Source organism: Streptomyces sp. NPDC017940, assembly GCF_044328435.1.
Lineage (GTDB): Bacteria > Actinomycetota > Actinomycetes > Streptomycetales > Streptomycetaceae > Streptomyces.
In genome coordinates this window covers 108,209-125,796 of the sequence record NZ_JBIRHJ010000006.1, presented here as the reverse complement: position 1 = coordinate 125,796, position 17,588 = coordinate 108,209, and the positions used below count along the sequence as shown (strand labels likewise).

Here is a 17,588-nt window from a genome sequence, read left to right as displayed (position 1 = left end):
GGGCGCAGCCCCCGGTTACGGGAAGGGGGCGGGCCTGGGGCGCCCCGCGAGGGCCCCACCCACCCCCAGGCGGGGAAAGAAGCCCAGCCCAAGGCCCAGGGGCCAGAACATGTGGACTAGACCTCTCAAGGGGTCACACGCGACACTGTCCCCGTGAGACATGTCATCGCCCTGGACGTGGGCGGCACAGGAATGAAGGCCGCCCTGGTCGGGGCGGACGGCACCCTGCTCCACGAGGCCCGCCGCCCGACCGGCCGCACCCGAGGCCCCGAAGCGGTGGTGCGGTCGATCCTCGACTTCGCCGCGGACCTCCACGCCCACGGCGTAACCCACCTGGGCGAACCCGCCGCGGCGGCCGGCGTGGCCGTACCCGGCATCGTCGACGCCGACCGCGGCACAGCGGTGTACGCGTCCAACCTGGGCTGGACCGACGTACCGCTGCGCGACCTCCTCAGCACCCGCCTGGACGGCATCCCCGTGGCCCTCGGCCACGACGTCCGCACCGGCGGCCTCGCCGAGGGCCGCCTCGGCGCGGGCAAGGGCGCCGACCGCTTCCTGTTCGTGCCGCTCGGCACGGGCATCGCGGGCGCCATCGGCATCGACGGCACCATCGAACCGGGCGCCCACGGCTCGGCCGGCGAGATCGGCCACATCGTCGTGCGCCCCGGCGGCCCGCCCTGCGGCTGCGGCCAGCGCGGCTGCCTGGAGCGCCTCGCCTCCGCGTCCGCGGTGAGCGAGGCCTGGGCGGAGGCCGGCGGTGACCCCACCGCGGACGCCGCGGACTGCGCGAAGGCCGTACGCTCCGGCGACCCGCGCGCCGTGGCCGTCTGGCAGAACGCGGTGGACGCCCTCGCCGACGGCCTCCTGACGGCCCTCACCCTCCTGGACCCGCGCACCCTGATCATCGGTGGCGGCCTCGCCGAGGCCGGGGAAACCTTGTTCACACCGCTGCGCGCGGCCGTCGCCGACCGCGTGGTGCAGTTCCAGACGCTGCCCGAGATCGTCCCCGCGGCACTCGGCGACGCGGCGGGCTGCCTGGGCGCGGGCCTGCTCGCCTGGGACCTCCTGGCGGCTCTCCAACCCGGAGCGGCGGAAGGCACCGGAGGCGCTGGAGGCGCCGGAGCCGCCGAAGGCACCGGAGCCACCGAAAGCACCGAAGGCACCGGAGCCACCGAAGGCACCGGAAGCACCGGAAGCACCGGAAGCACCGAAAGCACCGGACCCGCCGCCCCGACCGGCCCCCCGACCCCCATCACCCCCCACGACTCCCCGGAGGTAACCACCTGATGGCTCCCAGCAAGGTTCTCGCCGGTGCCCAGGTGGTACTGCCCACCGGGACCGTCCCCAACGGCCGCGTCATCGTCACGGACGGCGGCCGCATCGGAGGGAGCGCTCCCGCGGACGCCGAGGCGGTCGACCTGACCGGCCACTGGCTCGTCCCCGGCTTCGTCGACACCCACAGCCACGGCGGCGGCGGCGCGTCCTTCACCAGCGGCACCGCCGAGGACATCCTGCGCGGCGTCCGGACCCACCGCCTGCACGGCACCACCACCGTCGTGGCCTCGACCGTCACCGGCGAGATGGACGCCCTCGCCCAGCGCGCGGGCCTGCTCTCCGAACTCGCCGAGCAGGGCGACATCGCCGGCATCCACTTCGAGGGCCCCTTCATCTCCCCCTGCCGCAAGGGCGCGCACAGCGAGGCACTCCTGCGCCACCCGGACCCGGCGGAGGTCCGCAAGCTCGTCGACGCCGCCCGCGGCCAGGCCCGCATGGTCACCCTCGCCACCGAGCTCCCCGGCGGCACCGACTCCGTACGCCTCCTCGCCGAACTCGGCGTGATCGCCGCGATCGGCCACACGGACGCCACGTACGAGCAGACGAAGGAAGCCATCGACGCCGGCGCCACCGTCGCCACCCACCTCTACAACGCCATGCCCGGCCTCGGCCACCGCGCCCCCGGCCCCATCGCCGCCCTCCTGGAGGACGAGCGGATCACCATCGAGCTGATCAACGACGGCACGCATCTGCACCCCGCCTCCTTCGAGCTGGCCTTCCGGCACGCGGGCGCGGGCCGCGTCGCCCTGATCACGGACGCGATGGACGCGGCCGGCTTCGGGGACGGCACCTATCTCCTCGGCCCCCTCGAGGTCGAGGTGAAGGACGGCGTCGCCCGGCTCACCGAGGGCGGTTCGATCGCGGGCTCCACGCTGACCATGGACCGGGCGTTCCAGCGCTCGGTGACCGTCGACAAGCTGCCCGTCGGCGACGTCGTGGCCGCCATTTCCGCGAACCCGGCCAAGCTCCTCGGCATGTACGACCGCATCGGCTCCCTTGAGCCCGGCAAGGACGCGGACATCGTGGTCCTGGACGCCGAGTTCGCGCTCAAGGGCGTGATGCGCAAGGGCGAGTGGGTCGTCGACCCCACCGCGCCCTGACCCGGCACCCCGCGGGGCACTCGCCCCCGTACGCACCATTTCGGGTGCGGCGGTTGGTCCGAAGTCTGGGCCAACCGCCGTCTTTTTGGCATGATCAGAACCCGAGAGCCGCACGCAGCGCACCGCTCCGTGTTCCGTCGTCCCGGGGGTGAAGCAGTGATCGTCACGGTCACGCCGAACGCCGCCCTCGACCTCACCTACCGGGTCCCCGTCCTCACCCCGCACGCCTCGCACCGCGTCACCGACGTCACCGAGCGCGCGGGCGGCAAGGGCCTGAACGTCGCCCGCGTCCTCGCCGCCCTCGGCCACGACGTGACGGTCACCGGCTTCGTGGGCGGCGCCACCGGCCACGCCCTGCGCGCCCACCTGACCCGCGTCCCCGGCATCACCGACGGCCTGTACCCGGTCGCGGGCGCCACCCGCCGCACCCTCGCCGTCGTGGACACCCGCACCGGAGACACCACCCAGCTCAACGAGCCGGGCCCGACCGTCACCCCCGCCGAGTGGGCCGGATTCCTCGCCGCGTACGAGGAGTTGCTGCGGGGCGAGGACGTGCGGGCCGTGGCCCTGTGCGGCAGCCTGCCGCCCGGCGTGCCGGTGGGCGCCTACGCCGTCCTGATACGCGCCGCCCGCGCCGCCGCCGTACCCGTACTCCTCGACACCAGCGGCGAACCCCTGCGCCGCGGCGTCGCCGCCCGACCCGACATCGTCAAGCCCAACGCCGACGAACTCGCCGAACTCACCGGCGCCCACGAGCCCTCCCGGGCCACCCGCGACGCCCGCCGCCGCGGCGCCCACGCCGTCGTCGCCTCCCTCGGCGCCGAGGGCCTCCTCGCCCTCACCCCGGAGGGCACCTGGCGCGCCCGGCCGCCCGGCCCGATCCGCGGCAACCCCACCGGCGCCGGCGACTCCGCCGTCGCCGGCCTGCTCTCCGGCCTGGTCCGCCAACTCCCCTGGCCGGACCGCCTGTCGAACGCGGTCGCCCTGTCGGCGGCCACGGTCGCCGCCCCCGTGGCGGGCGAGTTCGACGCGGCGGTGTACGAGGACGTCCTGCCGAAAGTCACCGTGACGGGCGCCGAGCCACCCACGCAGTGAGCCCGGCGGGCGGCAACGGCGCCGACGCGGCTCAACGGGGTGCGGCAAGCCCGGGAAGGGGGTCAGCATGCCACTCACCACCACCGGCGCACTCGTCGCCCACGCCGTCACCCACAGCCGCGGCATCGCCGCCTTCAACGTCATCACCCTCGAACACGCGGAGGCCATCGCCCTCGGCGCCGAGCGGGCGGGCACCGCCGCCGTGCTCCAGATATCCGAGAACGCCGTGAAGTTCCGCGGAGGGCGCCTCACCGCGCTCGCCGCCACCGCCGCCGTGGCCCGCACCTCCTCGGCCCCGCTCTCCCTCCACCTCGACCACGTCACCGACACCGCCCTGCTGCGCGCCGCACACGCCGAGGGCTTCAGCTCGGTGATGTTCGACGCCTCGAAGCTCACGTACGCCGAGAACGTCAAGGAGACCGCCGACGCGGCGCGGTGGGCGCACGAGCGCGGCATCTGGCTGGAGGCGGAACTCTGCGAGGTCGGCGGCAAGGCGGGCGAGGCCCCGCTGGACGCCCACACCCCCGGCGCCCGCACCGACCCGACGGAGGCCGCCGCCTACGTCACCGACACCGGCATCGACGCCCTGGCCGTCGCCGTCGGCTCCTCCCACGCCATGACCGAACGCACCGCCGCCCTCGACCACGACCTCATCGGGGCCCTGCGCGCGGCCGTCCCCGTCCCCCTGGTCCTGCACGGCTCGAGCGGCGTCCCCGACACCGACATCCGCCGGGCCATCACCGCGGGCATGACCAAGATCAACGTGGGCACGGCCCTCAACACCGCCTTCACCGGCGCGGTACGCGACCACCTCACCGCCCACCCCACCGGCGTCGACCCCCGGAGGTACCTGACCCCGGCCCGCGAGGCGATGGCCGGGGTCGTGGAGAGCTTCCTGCGCCTGACGATCTGACGCGCCCGCCGGGGCGCTACTCCTTGACGTGCCCCGCCTTCAGCCACACCCGGTCGAGGACCGCGTCGCACTTGTCACCCTGCTGGCAGGAGACGGAGATCGTGTTGGTGCCCTTGTTCAGCTGGACGAAGGCGAAGGTCTTCGTCCAGCCCTTGTCCCACGCCCCCTCCCCGGCACCGGTGAAGTTGTCCATGTTGAGCTTGCGGCCGGACGGCGTGCCGTTGATCCCGAGCGTCGTCTCGGCCGCCTTGCCCGGCACGGAGTACCCCACGAAGACGGTATAGGCCCCGCTCTTGGGAATCCCGTCCACCGTCCAGGTCACCTGCGCCCCGGGCTTCTCGAGACCGGCCACGTACACCCCGCCCGCGGACTGGGCGCCCTCGATGTCGGACGCGGTGGTGGTGCCGCCCTCCAGCTTCAGGGCCTTGGCGTCGGCCTCGGGCAGCTCGGCCTCGGGCTTCTTGCCGTCGTCCTTGGACGCGGTCGGGCTCGGCTCCTCGGACACCGACTGGTTCTGGGACGGCCCCGCCTCGTCCCCGCCGTCGTCCCCGTCACCGCCGCCGAACACCATCGCGGCACCTATCCCGAGCGACACCACGGCGACCACGGCGATGGCGCCGATCAGCAGACCCCTGGTGTTGGGCCCCCGCCCGCGACCGCCACCGCCGCCCGCGTGACCGTGCGTCCCGGGCGCCCCGGGCCCACCTGCCTGCCGCATCGGCGCGGTGACCCCCGGCTGCGCCTCCGGGGCGGCGTAGTGGGCGTTGGGCTGCCCGTACGCCTGCTGCTGCGTCTGGGCGGGCGGATAGCCGTACGCGGGAGCCTGGGTGTGGCCGCCCTGGGCGTGGCCGCCCTGGGTGTGGTGCTGGGCGGCGTGGCCCTGGGCCTGCTGGCCGTACTGCCGCCGCTCACCGACCGCGCGTACGTTGTTGTACGACCTCGGCCCGGGGTAGCCGTACCCGCCGCTCCCGGAGGGCGGTGTCGCGCCGGCCGCCTGGCCGTCCGCGTACAGATAGCCGAACGGGTCGTCATCGCCCTCTGGCGCGCGCGACGTGTGCTCGCCGTTATTGCCGGGCGTCATTCGCAGGTCACTCCCTCGCATCGCGGATGCGGGCGAGCCTACCCGTTCCGGGTGACCGCCCACGGTGGCGTTGACTTCATCCAGGACATCCAACGGGTGCGCGGGCGCGGAGTCCGGCGACCGCCCGCCCCACCCCGACTCACGCACGGCACCCACCGCCGGTTCCGCTACCGCGTACGGGAGTTCACTCGCGCCCGCCCCCGGAGCCCGCCCGACGGCCCGCGACCCTCAGCTCTCGGCCCTCACCCGGCCCGGCGATGCTGCTTGGCCCGCGAACGCTTCTCGACGTACATCCGCTGATCCGCCGAATGCAACACTTCGTCCGCAGACATCCCGCAATGTGCCCATCCGATACCGAAGCTGGCCCCGACGCGCACGGCCCGCCCGTCCACCCGGATCGGCGGGATGATCGCGTTCCGCAGCCGCACCGCCAGGTCCTGCGCGTCGGCCCTGCCGAGCCCGTCGGCCAGCACCACGAACTCGTCACCGCCGAGCCGCGCCACCGTGTCCCCGTCCCGGACACCGCTGGTCAGCCGCCGAGCGACCTCGATGAGGACGGCGTCACCGGTGTGGTGCCCGAAGCGGTCATTGATCGACTTGAAGCCGTCCAGGTCGCAGAAGAGGACAGCGAGGCCCTTGGTGCCGTCGTCCGGAACGGTCTCCTCCGGCGGGGCGATCGTGTGCACATGGTGGTCGTAACCGTCGCCCTGCGGGTCCGCACCCACCCCCTGCCCGGGCCCGTTGCCCCCGGCGTACCCCGGCGCATACAGCCCACTGTTGTCGTACGCCGCATCCAACGAGTCCACCGTGGACGGCTGACCCGCGTGCGGCCTGCGACAGAGACGGGCGCTGAGCCGGGCCCGCAGCTCCGCGGAGTTCGGCAGGCCGGTGAGCGAGTCGTGCGAGGCACGGTGCGCGAGCTGCAACTCACGCCGCTTGCGCTCCTCGATGTCCTCGACGTGGGTGAGCAGGAACCGCGGGCCGTCCGCGGCATCGGCCACCACCGAGTTCCGCAGCGACACCCAGACGTACGTCCCGTCCCGCCGCCCGAACCGCAACTCGGCCCGCCCGCCCTCCGCCGACGTCCGCAGCAACGTACCGATGTCCTCGGGATGCACGAGGTCGGAGAAGGAGTAACGACGCATCGCGGACGCGGGACGGCCCAGCAACCGGCACAACGCGTCGTTCGTCCGCAGGATCCGCCCGTGCTGATCGCCGCCCATCTCGGCGATGGCCATGCCACTCGGCGCGTACTCGAAGGCCTGCCGGAAGCTCTCCTCGCTGGCACGCAGCGCCTGCTGCTCGCGCTCGAGCCGGACCAGGGCCCGCTGCATATTGGCCCGCAACCGCGCGTTGCTGATGGCGATGGCCGCCTGGAACGCGTACATCTGCAATGCCTCACGCCCCCACGCCCCGGGGCGCCGCCCGTTGCGCGGCCGGTCCACGGAGATCACACCGATCAGTTCGCCCCCCGACGACCCGGTCGCGTACATCGGCGCGAACAGCCGGTCCGAAGGATGCCACTCGTCCTCGAACCGCGGCTCGGGCCCCTCGGTGTACCACTGCGGCACGTCGTCCTCGTCGAGGACCCAGCCCTCCGTGTACGGGATGAAGCGCAGCGCGCCCCAGGCCTCGCCCATGGTCAGGCGGCGCTCCCAGGACTCGCGCGAGCCCACACGGCCGGTGATGAGGGCCTCGGCGGCCGGATTGCCCGCGAAGGCGGCGACGACGAGATCGCCGTCCGGGCGCACGAGGTTCACGCACGCCAGCTCATAGCCAAGCCCGTTCACCACGCCGTCGGCGACGGTCTGCAGCGTGTCCGCGAGGCTGCGGGCCGTGTTGAGGTCCGCAACCACCTGATGCAGCTGCCGCAGGGTCGCAAGACGGACGTACGGCTCCGACTCGGTCTCCATGCTCGCTCTCCCCGAGACCTCGACAGCAACTCCAGGATCCGCAGCGTCCTCAGTGTCCTCAGTGTCCGTATCTCTGACTCTTCCGACTCTTCCGACTGATCGTGCTTCTTCTGAGCCCCTGTGTCTCCGCGCTTGCCCGTACTGCCCGAACTGGTACCTACTGCTTCCCGTACGGGCAGGTACCACCACCCGTACCGCTCGATACTGCCGCCGTGCTCCTGGATACCGCTGCCCGTGCTGGTCAGGTCCTGTGCTCGCACCGCAGTGGTGCCGGTCGATACATCCCGCCGCCGCTGCGTGCTTCTCCCGCACCCCGTCGTGCCGTCGCACCCCAGCGCCCGCGCCGTCTCTACGCCTGTCCGATTGCCACGGTCACTGAATCACAGCGAGCTGCCCACTCGGTACACAGGGTCAACAAAATATGGGCCCTGTGACTCAAGTCACAGGTGGGAGATGCGATTTGAGCCCCTGAGTTGAGCCCAATTTGAGCTATGGCGGGGACAGATTGCCGCCTTTTGCCAAGCCGTTGCCCCGCCAGGCAGCTCCCGGCTCCCGGCTCCCGGCTCCCGGCTCCCGGCTCCCGGCTCCCGGCTCCCGGCTCCCGGCTCCCGGCTCCCGGCTCCCGGCTCCCGGCTCCCGGCAGGATCTTACGGGCTGCGGGGTGCGGGGTGCGGGGTGCGACCCCCTCGGGTCCCCCGTGAACCTCGGACCCGTCGTAGGGCGCGACCTCGGTCCTAGGTCCGTCCTCGGCCTGGAGGCCGATGCGGAACGTCTGCCTCCGCAGTTAGCGTCGAAGGCGTGGCTGCCGACCTGACCATGAAGAGCCAGACCCTCCCCACCCCTCATCCTGTGGGGGTGAGCAACGACGAGTTCCGCGCCGCCATGTCCCGCCTGGCGGCGGGCGTGGTCCTGGTGACGGCCCATGAGCCCCCGCTGGACCCGGACGACCCCACGGCCCCCGGCGGCGAGGACGTCGGCATGACGGCGACCGCCTTCCTGTCCGTCTCCCTCGACCCACCCCTGGTCATGGTCAGCCTGCGCGAGGGCTCCCGCATGGACGACCTGCTGGCGGAGCAACCTCTGTGGGCCGTGTCGGTCCTGTCCGAGAGCCAGCGCCACATCGCGGGCCGCTTCGCGATGAAGGGCCGCATCAGTGACCGTCTCCTCTTCGAAGACATCCCCTACGTACGCGGCGAGACCGCCGGTGCCCCTCTGGTGGGCGGCGCACTCGCCACCCTCGAATGCCGCACGGAGCAGACGGTGCCCGCAGGCGATCACACCCTGGTCATCGGCCGCGTACTGACGGCACATCTCCCGGGCGCCGACGGCGGGCCACTGCTGTACTTCAAGGGCCGCTACCGCCAACTGGGCTGACCACCCGAGCGGCACCTCTTCGCGGGGACTCCGCCGTCAACCCCAGCCCTTCCCCGACCGCCCCTGCTTGGTCTCCCCGCGCCGCTTCTTCTCCCGCAGCCGCCGCTCATTGATCCCGCGCGGGATGCGGGTGGCCCTGCGCGGCTTGGGCGGCGGCGCGGTGGCCTCCGCCAGCAGGGAGGCGAGGCGGGTGGCGGCCATCTCCCTGTTCCGCCACTGCGAGCGGTGCTCGCTCGCCCGTACGCTGACGACACCGTCCACGAGCCGGGACGCCAGCCGCTCCAGCGCCCGCTCCTTCCACACCTCGGGCAACGCCTCCGTACCCGCGAGATCGAAACGCAGCTCGACCTGCGAATCAGTGGTGTTGACGTGCTGGCCGCCAGGCCCAGAGGAGCGCGAGAAACGCCACATCAGCTCGGCCTCGGGCAGCGAGACGGAGCCACGGATGACGTAGGGGCGGTGACCTGACATGTGCACCATGGTCCCGCGTGTGCACACCTCCGTCACCTGCTTTACAACAGTGACGCATTCCATACGGGCCCTCGAGTAAAGAAAGTAAAGACGGTCTCCGGCATATGGAACCTTCTATACCCCCCTCGGCGTTCATAGGGGTGTCGGTAGCTTCGTCCCAGCACGAAGCCCGCAAGTACACATGTAGCACTCGGTTGTACTCACGCTAGGAAGGGACTCCCAACAATGGCTGTAAGCCTGTCCAAGGGCGGCAACGTCTCGCTCACCAAGGAGGCACCGGGTCTGACCGCCGTCACGGTCGGCCTCGGCTGGGACGTCCGCACCACCACGGGCACCGACTTCGACCTGGACGCCTCCGCCATCGCGGTGAACCCCCAGGGCAAGGTCTACTCGGACGCCCACTTCGTCTTCTTCAACAACAAGGAGACGCCGGACCAGACCATCGTCCACACCGGCGACAACGTCACCGGCCAGGGCGAGGGCGACGACGAGCAGATCAACGTCAACCTCGCGGGCCTCCCCGCCGACGTAGAGAAGATCGTCTTCCCGGTCTCCATCTACGACGCCGAGAACCGCTCGCAGAACTTCGGCCAGGTCCGCAACGCGTTCATCCGCATCGTGAACCAGGCCGGCGGCACCGAGATCGCCCGCTACGACCTGTCCGAGGACGCCGCCACCGAGACCGCCATGGTCTTCGGCGAGCTGTACCGCAACGGCGCCGAGTGGAAGTTCCGCGCCGTCGGCCAGGGCTACGCGTCCGGCCTCGTCGGCATCGCGCAGGACTTCGGCGTCAACGTCTGAGGCTCCACCGAGTAGCTGTAAGCCCCGGCACATCCCAACGCCGGGCACTGAGGGCCCCGACCGGTCACCTGGTCGGGGCCCTTCCCCGTCCCTGCCCCCTTCCCCGCCCCCGCCCCTGTCCCGTCCCCTTCCCCATGTCTCCCCACCGCCGCCCCCCGGCCCCCGCCTCCCCGGCTCCTCTGCGGCCCGTGGTCCTGCACCCTGGGCACCCCAGTGCTGCCGTCTCCGAGTCGTCTGCCCCCACGGCGTCACCGTCCCCCGGCTCACCGTCCTCCTCCGCCTGACAGGGCCATCGGTGCGCCAGCTCGCACCGTCCCGGCCCGGTGTCACTCCTGCACGAGAGGAGGGTGCGGGGTCACGGGCGCAGGGCGCGGGCGCAGTTCCACCCCTGGCCCGGCAGTCATCTCATGGCGGCAAATCCAGACAATCAACCCGTATGCGGCCGACCGTACGATTAGCCTGCGCCGCATGATCCTCGAACCTCTCCCGGCCGCCACCAACGGCACCGCCCCCACCCCCGGCGATCTGCCCGGCCCTCTGCTCACCGAGCTCACAGCCCTCTACGCTTCCCACCACGAGTTCTTCACCCTCAGCGGTGACTTTCCCGACGCCCACGACATCAGGGCCGAGCAGGTCGCCACTGCCCTCGCCGACGAACTCGCTCAGCCGGGCGCCGAAGTGCTTCTGGGGCGTTCCGAGGGCCGACTCGTCGGTGTCGTCGTCACCCTCGCCCGTCATCCCGACCCTGCCGAGCCCGACCTGGCCGATCCCGACCCCTGGATCGGTCTCCTCCTGGTGGACGCTCAGGTACACCGCCCCGGATTGGGCAAGGAACTGGCCGCCGCCATCGAACAGCGCTTCCGCGCGGCGGGCCACGCCGGCGTCCGCCTCGCCGTCCGCGACAACAACCCGAAGGGCCTGGCCTTCTGGACCGCCCTCGGCTACGAACTGGTCGACCATCGCGAGGACACTCAACTCGGCCGCCCCTGCGCGGTACTGCGCAAACCGCTCTGAGCCCTCGTCGCCCCGTACTGACCGTCAGCGCGCGCGGACCCTCAACTACTACACGATGCAATTGTCAAGGAACGGTGCCTCACACCGGCTCCCCGATGTCGGCTGCTCGATCTGAATCCCGAACCGCCCAGGGGTTGTAGCGGCGGGCGCAGGGGCGCTGCGCCAGGCGGGTCCAGCGGTCTCGTAGACGTCACCCCCCAAGGGTCGCGGCAGGAGCAGGCGAAGCAGACAATCGTGGTTGTCCAGTCCAGCTGCGGGTTGTCCGGCTACGGGCTGTCCGGCTTTCCCTCTCCATAGAGCCAGTCCGCCCACACCTGCTTCAGTTCCTCGCGCGACTCGTCGTCCCCCGCGTGTTTCTCCACATATGCCGTGAAGTCCTTGGTGTTCGCATTGCTGTGGCGATAGGTCTTCACCCAGCCCTGGATGATGTCGTAGAAGGTCTCGTCACCGACGGTTTCGCGAATCTTGTGGATCACCATCCCGCCCCGGTCGTACACGGGAGCATTCGAGATGCTGGCTGCGTCCGGCTGTTTGGCCGGCGGGAATTCCCAGATCGCTTCGTTGTCCGCCTTCGACTCGTAGTACTCCCCTTCGTACAGTGCGTCGAAGGTGTCCTGTGCGCTGTCGCCGCCGTTGTCCTCCTCCCACAACCACTCTGCGTAGGTCGCGAAACCCTCGTTGAGCCACATGTCCTGCCACGACTTCGGCGTGACCGAGTTGCCGAACCACTGGTGGGCCAGTTCGTGGACAAGGGTGGAGGTGTCGGCAGCGTCGACGGGAAACACGGGCTTGGTCTGTGTTTCCAGTGCGTACCCCAGGTCCACCCGGTCGTCGACGATCGCGCCGGTCGAGGAGAACGGATACTCGCCGAAGTTGAGCTCCGCCCAGTCCATGATCTCGGGGATCTTTGCTAGAACCTTCTCGGTCTTCTCATACTCACCCTTCGGAAGCGTCGGGTCGATTGCCGTGAACACTGGGACACCGGAGGTCGTCTTCGACGTCATCGACTTCCTTGTGTCGTACTCACCGATCGCCACGGTCGCCAGATAGCTGGCCATGGGCTCGGCGTTGTGCCAGGCGAACGTAGTGCGGCCGTTTATGGTCGTCTCTTGCGCCAGTTCTCCGTTGGAGATGGCTTGCAGACCCTTGGGCACAGTGATCTTTATGTCGTAGGCGGCCTTGTCGCTCGGGTGGTTGTTGCTGGGGAACCACGCCATGGAACCCGCCGGTTCGCCGACCGCGAGGGAGCTCCCGTTTCCCTCCAGCCAGCCTTCCTTCGAACCGTCCGCATCAGTGACCGTCTGCGGTGTACCGGAGTACCGGACGGTCGCGCGGAATGTCTCACCTCGATCGAGGACGTCGCGAGGTCGAACGGTCAGCTCGTCACCGGAGCGGTTGAAGCGGGCCTTCTTGCCCTCGACGTTGACGTCCTTGACCTCCAGGCCCTTGAGGTCGAGGTTGAAGGCGCTGAGGTTCTCGCCGGCCCGAGCCGTGATCTCCGCCGTGCCGGTGAGGTGTCGGGACTCGGGGTCATAGCCGACGGTCAGGCCGTAGTGCGCCACGTCGTAACCTCCGTTTCCGAGTTTCGGGAAGAAGGGGTCGCGGACTCCTGCTGCGCCGGGAGTACCGTCCACGCCTCCGTCTGTGCAGCCAGTGAGGGCGGCGAGAGTCAGGGTGGCCAGGGCGGCGGGGGCGATGCGGCGGGCGCGTGACCCCCTGGTCAGAGGGGCGGTGGCTCGGTAGTTCACCTCGGTGATCCTATGGCCACCGCCCTGTGATTCGCCGGGTCAGGGGCGCCGGTCGTCAGCGGCTGAGCGTCGCCGCGCCCGCCTTCGCGAACTTCTCGTCCAGGTCCCCGCTCGGCGCCCCCGCCACGCCTATGCCCGCGATCGGGGCGCCCTTGGCAGTGACGGGGGTGGCCCCCGCGAGGAACAGCGTGCCCGGGATGTCCTTCAGATTCGGGGCCTGCTCGAGCCGCTTGGTGAGCTCGGAGGTGGGGGCGTTCCATGACACAGCCGTGTAGGCCTTCCGCTCGGCGGATTCGTACGACTGCGGACCCGCTCCATCTCCACGCAGCGTGACGATCGTGTTGCCGTTGCGGTCGACGACGGCCACCGTCACGCGCTGATTCTCCTTCTTCGCAGCGTCCAGCGCAGCCTGCGCCGCCTTGGTCGCCCCAGCCACGGAGAGGTGCGTGGACCCGGTGAGGTGCCGACCGTTCGCGTCCGCAGTCACCGCGGCCTTGGCGGCGGCGTCCGGCGTACCGGCCGCGGCCGAGACCGTGCCGAACGTCGCTGCGCCGACTGTGGCGAGGGCGGCGGCCGTGGTCAGGAAACGGGTGCGCGGGGAGAGCTGCTTCATCGACTTCATGTCCGTTGACTCCTGTGCGAGTGCGCTCTTGCGAGCGAGCGGCGAGTCGATCTCGCCACGCAATCCATCGTCAGGCCCTCGCCAGCCCCTTCCCGTCAGCGTTCTGGCTGCCTGCCGCGCGCGCTTCGGCTGACGGCCGTGTCAACCGATCGGATGACCCGGTCGCGAGGGGTTGCGGGCCAGAATGGAGGAGTCTTCCCAGTTCAAGCGCGTGTGTGTAAGTCCGAGTAAGACCGAGTACGCAGGTTCGAATGCGCGAGTCCAAGCACTCACGTTCGAGCACACAGGTTCAAGCACGGGCAACGGTCGGAAAGGAGGCCAGCGTGGACCAGCAAAGTAGCGGCCCCGGCCCCACGGGCGGCCTCAGCCCCAAGAACACCCTCGGCAGCGCTGACGGCCACAACAGTACGGCCGACCTCCACGTCTCGGCCTCCGTGTCACGCCGGCTCGGCACCGTCATGCACACGGCATTCTTCCTTCTTCTCGGCGCCTCCCTCGCCCGTTTCCTCCTGCGCCACCCGGGCGAACCCCGCATGCCCGGCGTCATCGCCCTGTCCATCACTCTCGCCATCCTCTACGTCCTCGCCCCGGCACCCGGCGCCGCCCCCAGCACCCGCCGCCCCGTCTGGCTCGGCTCGGTGGTCGGTGCCTGGGTGGTCCTGGTCGTCCTCGCCCCCAGCTTCGCGTGGTGCGCGGTGCCCCTGTTCTATACGGGACTGCGCACACTCCCGACCCGAGCGGCACTGGCCCTGGTCACCGCCCTCACGGCCCTGGTGGTTGCCGCCCAGCTCAGACTCGCCGGCAGTTTCGACCCGAACCTGGCCTTCGCACCGCCCGCCGTCGCGGCTGTGGCGACCGCGGTGTTCATCCACATGCAACGGCAGACCGAGCACCAGCGCGCCCTGAACGACGACCTGATGCGCACCCGCAAGGAGCTGGCCGCCACCGAACGCCGCGAAGGCACACTCGCCGAGCGACAGCGCCTGTCGATGGAGATCCACGACACTCTTGCCCAAGGCTTGTCCAGCCAGCAGATGCTGCTGCAAGCCGCCGACCGGGTGTGGGACGCCGATCCGGCGACGGCCCGCGCCCACGTCCGTACGGCGGCGTCGATCACTGCACACGGTTTGGCAGAGGCCCGCCGCTTCGTCCACGACCTGGCTCCAGCGGACCTGGCGGAAGCCGTCACGAACGACGGTGAAGCCTTGCCGTCGGCCCTCCGCACGCTGGCGGAGCGGGAGACGGCGGTGGGGCTGACGATCCGCTTCCACGCCGAAGGCAGGCCCGTCCCGCTGCCCAGCAGAGCCCAATCGGCACTGCTTCGCATCGCGCAGGGTGCCCTGGCGAACGTTCGCGAACACGCGGACGCGAGCGCGGCAGCGCTGACGCTGACATACCTGGGCGACCAGGTGGTCCTCGACATTGCCGACAACGGGAGGGGATTCGTCGTCAGGGAGGGGGGACGAGGGGGCGCCGCGATAGAGGCCGACCAGGACCCGACCGATCTCCTCGGTGGCCAAAAAGTTGCTGTCGGCAGGGAAGAGGCCCCCCTCAGAGAGGAGGAGAACGAAGTGAGCGTGCACGATGGCAAGACGCGTGGGCCCTCCGACACCGGTGCCAGTCCTGAGGCTCCCCTCGCAGATGACGGGCACAAGTGCACCGACGCGACCACCAATCGTGAGGCCGTCACAGCCGAAGCAGACAACGACCACGGCCATGCGCATGCCCACGGCCACGGTCAGGACCTCGATGGCGGCCACGGTCACACCCACTCCCATGGATCCACCACCCCGCACACCAGCCCGGATCCTGTCAGCTCAGTCGCTGGTCGCAGGCCGAGCACCGACGCCAGACGAAGACCCCTCGCTGCGCGCGACCTCGACTCCGGGTCGAGGCGGGGGCACGGGTTGCCGGCTATACGTGCTCGGGCCCGACAACTCGGCGGGACGTTGACGGTGGAGTCGACGCTGGGTGAGGGAACGGTCCTGTCGGTCTCCATCCCACTGACAGCCGCGCCGCCGTCTGCCACCGGGGCCCCGCCCACGCCACCGAGTCCGAGCACACCTCAGGGCCCGACCGCAGCTCCGTCCTCGACCCCGACCTCGGCCCCCGCTTCGGCCTCGACCCCGACCTCGCCCTCGACCCCCACATCACCGCAGTCCGAACCTTCGCCCGATGAGTGGCCTCCGCCAGGGAGTACGCATGAGCAGTGATACGTCGCCGGATGAGACGGTGCGGCTGGTGGTGTGTGACGACCATGTGGTGGTGCGGGCGGGGCTGCTGGCCCTGTTGGCCAGTGCGCCGGGGATCGAGGTGGTCGGTGAGGCTGGTTCGGGAGAGGAAGCGGTGGCATTGGCGGGGAAGCTGGGGCCGGACGTGGTGCTGATGGATTTGCAGCTGGGGCCGGGGATCGACGGGGTGGAAGCGACGCGTCGGATCACGGGACGGGGCCGAGGGCCCCAGGACGGCGGCGGCAGCGGTGAGGAGGTCGGCGGCCAGGGCGGTGGTGGGGCGCCGCGAGTGTTGGTGCTCACCACGTACGACACGGACGCGGACATCACGAGGGCCATCGAGGCTGGGGCGACGGGGTATCTGCTGAAGGCGGAGCGGCCCGAGGAGTTGTTTGCGGCGATTCATGCGGCGGCGCAGGGGCGTACGGCGCTTTCGCCACCGGTCGCGTCCCGGGTGATGGCGCGGATGCGGGAGCCGCAGCCCACGCTCACGCCCCGGGAGCTGGAGATCCTCGCGCGGCTGGCGGAGGGGATGGGGAATCGGGAGATCGCCAGGACGCTGTTCATCAGTGAGGCGACGGTGAAGACGCACCTGGGGAGGATGTACGAGAAATTGGGGGTGGACACGCGGGCGGGGGCGGTGGCTGTGGCCAAGGAGCAGCGGTTGCTTCCCTGAAGGCCCAGTTGCCGGGGTTGCAGGCCGAGCCGACACCCCGGGGCGCTAGAAGCGTACGCCGCCTGGCGGTGCGGGAGTGGCCGAATCGTAGGGACGGCCGGGGCTTGGGAAGGGGTGGTTTGCTCCAGTTAGCCCCAGGCGGTTCCAGAAGGGACCAGGGCGGGGCCTACGCGGGACCGGGGCGGGGCTGCGCCGGGCCCGGGACGGTAACCAAAGCGAGGCTGGGCCGAGTCGGGGACGGGTACCAGAGCTGGCCTGCGTGGGATCGGAGCGGGCCTGAGACGGAAAACGGGACGGAACCAGGGCGGGACCCTGCGCTGGACTGGAGCGGGCGCGAAGAAGAAACCAGGACGGGGCCAGGGCGGGCCTGCGCGGGATCGGGACGGGCCCGAGACGGAAACCAGGACGGGGCCAGGGCGGGGGCCCTACGCAGAACCGGAGCGGGCCCGAGACGGGCTCGGGTCGGGTCCGGGGCGGGGCTAGGACGGGGCAGGGACGGGATTAGGGCGGGAGCTGCGCGGGGTAGCGGGTGGCCGGTGGGATGAGGCTCGTGTGGAGTGAGGCTCGGGTGGGGTGAGGCTGGGGTGGGTGTGCGGTGTGGGGTGCTGGGGTGGTGGCGTGGCACTATCGGGCGGGTGCTTGATATTGGTTATGCCCTTTCCCGCCGGTTTCCGGATCCGCCGCAGATGAACTATCGCGAGGCGGACGTTCGTGCGCTGCGGCACGACCTGTTCTGCGGGGACGTGTATCTGGCGGACACCGAGGCGGACCGGGAGCTGGGGACGACCTGGGGGTGGGTGCCGGTGCTCGACTTCGCGTGGGCGCTGTGCGACATCGTGGAGCAGCTGGACACGGATCCGCTCGGGAGCCGGGCGTCGCGGCCGCAGTATGCGGAGCTGGACTTCACGGAGTCGACGGATCGGATGCTGTTCGCGCGGCGGTTCGGGTGGGTGGACGTCGAGGCCGACTGGATGAGGGCGGAGGAGGAGCCGCTCACGTTCTCGCACGGGGAGTTGCGGAGGGAGGCGCGGGACTTTCTGCACGACCTGCTGGCGGACCTCATCGACCTGCATGAGGAACTGGGGGCGAACCCGGTGGTCTGGACGTTGCAGGCGCGGTATCCGCGGGTGGGTTGAGGGCGGGTGTCACATTTGGCGGGGGGCGGCTCGTCGTATCGGTGAACGTGTTCCCGTGCCCGTGAGGGCCGACAGAGA

13 protein-coding genes and 2 pseudogenes are annotated in these 17,588 nt (G+C 70.8%); 10 read left to right on the top strand and 5 right to left on the bottom strand.

From position 1 onward, the window contains the following. Positions 1 to 153 precede the first annotated feature (153 nt). From ACH4DX_RS21650 to ACH4DX_RS21635, 4 genes and pseudogenes are all read left to right on the top strand, one after another. Positions 154 to 1,071: pseudogene (locus tag ACH4DX_RS21650) on the top strand (ROK family protein); the annotation flags it as partial. Positions 1,072 to 1,286: 215 nt separating this feature from the next. Beyond that, positions 1,287 to 2,435, top strand: a complete 1,149-nt coding sequence (nagA, locus tag ACH4DX_RS21645) for an N-acetylglucosamine-6-phosphate deacetylase (protein WP_398121042.1) — start codon at positions 1,287 to 1,289, stop codon at positions 2,433 to 2,435. A 156-nt stretch (positions 2,436 to 2,591) separates the two neighbouring features. Further along, positions 2,592 to 3,530 (top strand): 1-phosphofructokinase family hexose kinase, encoded by a 939-nt coding sequence (locus tag ACH4DX_RS21640; RefSeq protein ID WP_398156300.1) that lies wholly within the window; start codon positions 2,592 to 2,594, stop codon positions 3,528 to 3,530. 67 nt (positions 3,531 to 3,597) lie between these two features. Beyond that, entirely contained in the window at positions 3,598 to 4,443 is an 846-nt protein-coding gene (locus ACH4DX_RS21635; protein ID WP_398156299.1) for a class II fructose-bisphosphate aldolase, read from the top strand. Positions 4,444 to 4,459: 16 nt separating this feature from the next. Here the strand turns inward: ACH4DX_RS21635 and ACH4DX_RS21630 are convergent, their stop codons facing one another. Together ACH4DX_RS21630 and cdgB are read right to left on the bottom strand one after the other, a co-directional pair. Further along, a complete protein-coding gene (locus ACH4DX_RS21630; protein WP_398156298.1) occupies positions 4,460 to 5,524 on the bottom strand; it encodes a carbohydrate-binding protein in 1,065 nt (354 codons plus the stop codon). Between the two features lie 242 nt (positions 5,525 to 5,766). Continuing rightward, the gene (gene cdgB, locus ACH4DX_RS21625; RefSeq protein WP_398121034.1) at positions 5,767 to 7,437 is read right to left on the bottom strand and encodes a diguanylate cyclase CdgB; all 1,671 of its coding nucleotides are present in this window, start codon (positions 7,435 to 7,437) and stop codon (positions 5,767 to 5,769) included. A gap of 816 nt (positions 7,438 to 8,253) precedes the next feature. On the opposite strand from cdgB, the gene ACH4DX_RS21620 reads away from it, so the two are divergent. Beyond that, a complete protein-coding gene (locus tag ACH4DX_RS21620; RefSeq protein WP_398156583.1) occupies positions 8,254 to 8,811 on the top strand; it encodes a flavin reductase family protein in 558 nt (185 codons plus the stop codon). Positions 8,812 to 8,847: 36 nt separating this feature from the next. Here ACH4DX_RS21620 and arfB read toward each other — a convergent pair whose 3' ends face one another. Beyond that, positions 8,848 to 9,291, bottom strand: coding sequence for an alternative ribosome rescue aminoacyl-tRNA hydrolase ArfB (gene arfB, locus ACH4DX_RS21615; protein WP_398121032.1), 444 nt, complete (start codon positions 9,289 to 9,291; stop codon positions 8,848 to 8,850). 216 nt (positions 9,292 to 9,507) lie between these two features. Between arfB and ACH4DX_RS21610 the strand changes: the two genes are divergently transcribed. Both ACH4DX_RS21610 and ACH4DX_RS21605 read left to right on the top strand, forming a co-directional pair. Further along, positions 9,508 to 10,083, top strand: coding sequence for a TerD family protein (locus ACH4DX_RS21610; RefSeq protein ID WP_398121030.1), 576 nt, complete (start codon positions 9,508 to 9,510; stop codon positions 10,081 to 10,083). Positions 10,084 to 10,551: 468 nt separating this feature from the next. After that, positions 10,552 to 11,097, top strand: coding sequence for a GNAT family N-acetyltransferase (locus ACH4DX_RS21605; protein ID WP_398156297.1), 546 nt, complete (start codon positions 10,552 to 10,554; stop codon positions 11,095 to 11,097). A 266-nt stretch (positions 11,098 to 11,363) separates the two neighbouring features. Here the strand turns inward: ACH4DX_RS21605 and ACH4DX_RS21600 are convergent, their stop codons facing one another. Both ACH4DX_RS21600 and ACH4DX_RS21595 read right to left on the bottom strand, forming a co-directional pair. Further along, on the bottom strand, positions 11,364 to 12,845 hold the full coding sequence (locus ACH4DX_RS21600; RefSeq protein WP_398156296.1) for a M1 family metallopeptidase: 1,482 nt from the start codon (positions 12,843 to 12,845) through the stop codon (positions 11,364 to 11,366). Positions 12,846 to 12,900: 55 nt separating this feature from the next. After that, positions 12,901 to 13,458, bottom strand: coding sequence for a heme-binding protein (locus tag ACH4DX_RS21595; RefSeq protein WP_398121454.1), 558 nt, complete (start codon positions 13,456 to 13,458; stop codon positions 12,901 to 12,903). A 467-nt stretch (positions 13,459 to 13,925) separates the two neighbouring features. Between ACH4DX_RS21595 and ACH4DX_RS21590 the strand changes: the two are divergent. The 3 genes and pseudogenes from ACH4DX_RS21590 to ACH4DX_RS21580 form a co-directional block, all read left to right on the top strand. Next, positions 13,926 to 14,945 (top strand): annotated as a pseudogene (locus tag ACH4DX_RS21590) (sensor histidine kinase); the annotation flags it as partial. A gap of 724 nt (positions 14,946 to 15,669) precedes the next feature. Next, a complete protein-coding gene (locus ACH4DX_RS21585; protein ID WP_398156295.1) occupies positions 15,670 to 16,374 on the top strand; it encodes a LuxR C-terminal-related transcriptional regulator in 705 nt (234 codons plus the stop codon). A gap of 635 nt (positions 16,375 to 17,009) precedes the next feature. Further along, on the top strand, positions 17,010 to 17,510 hold the full coding sequence (locus ACH4DX_RS21580) for a hypothetical protein (RefSeq protein ID WP_398156294.1): 501 nt from the start codon (positions 17,010 to 17,012) through the stop codon (positions 17,508 to 17,510). Positions 17,511 to 17,588 lie beyond the last annotated feature (78 nt).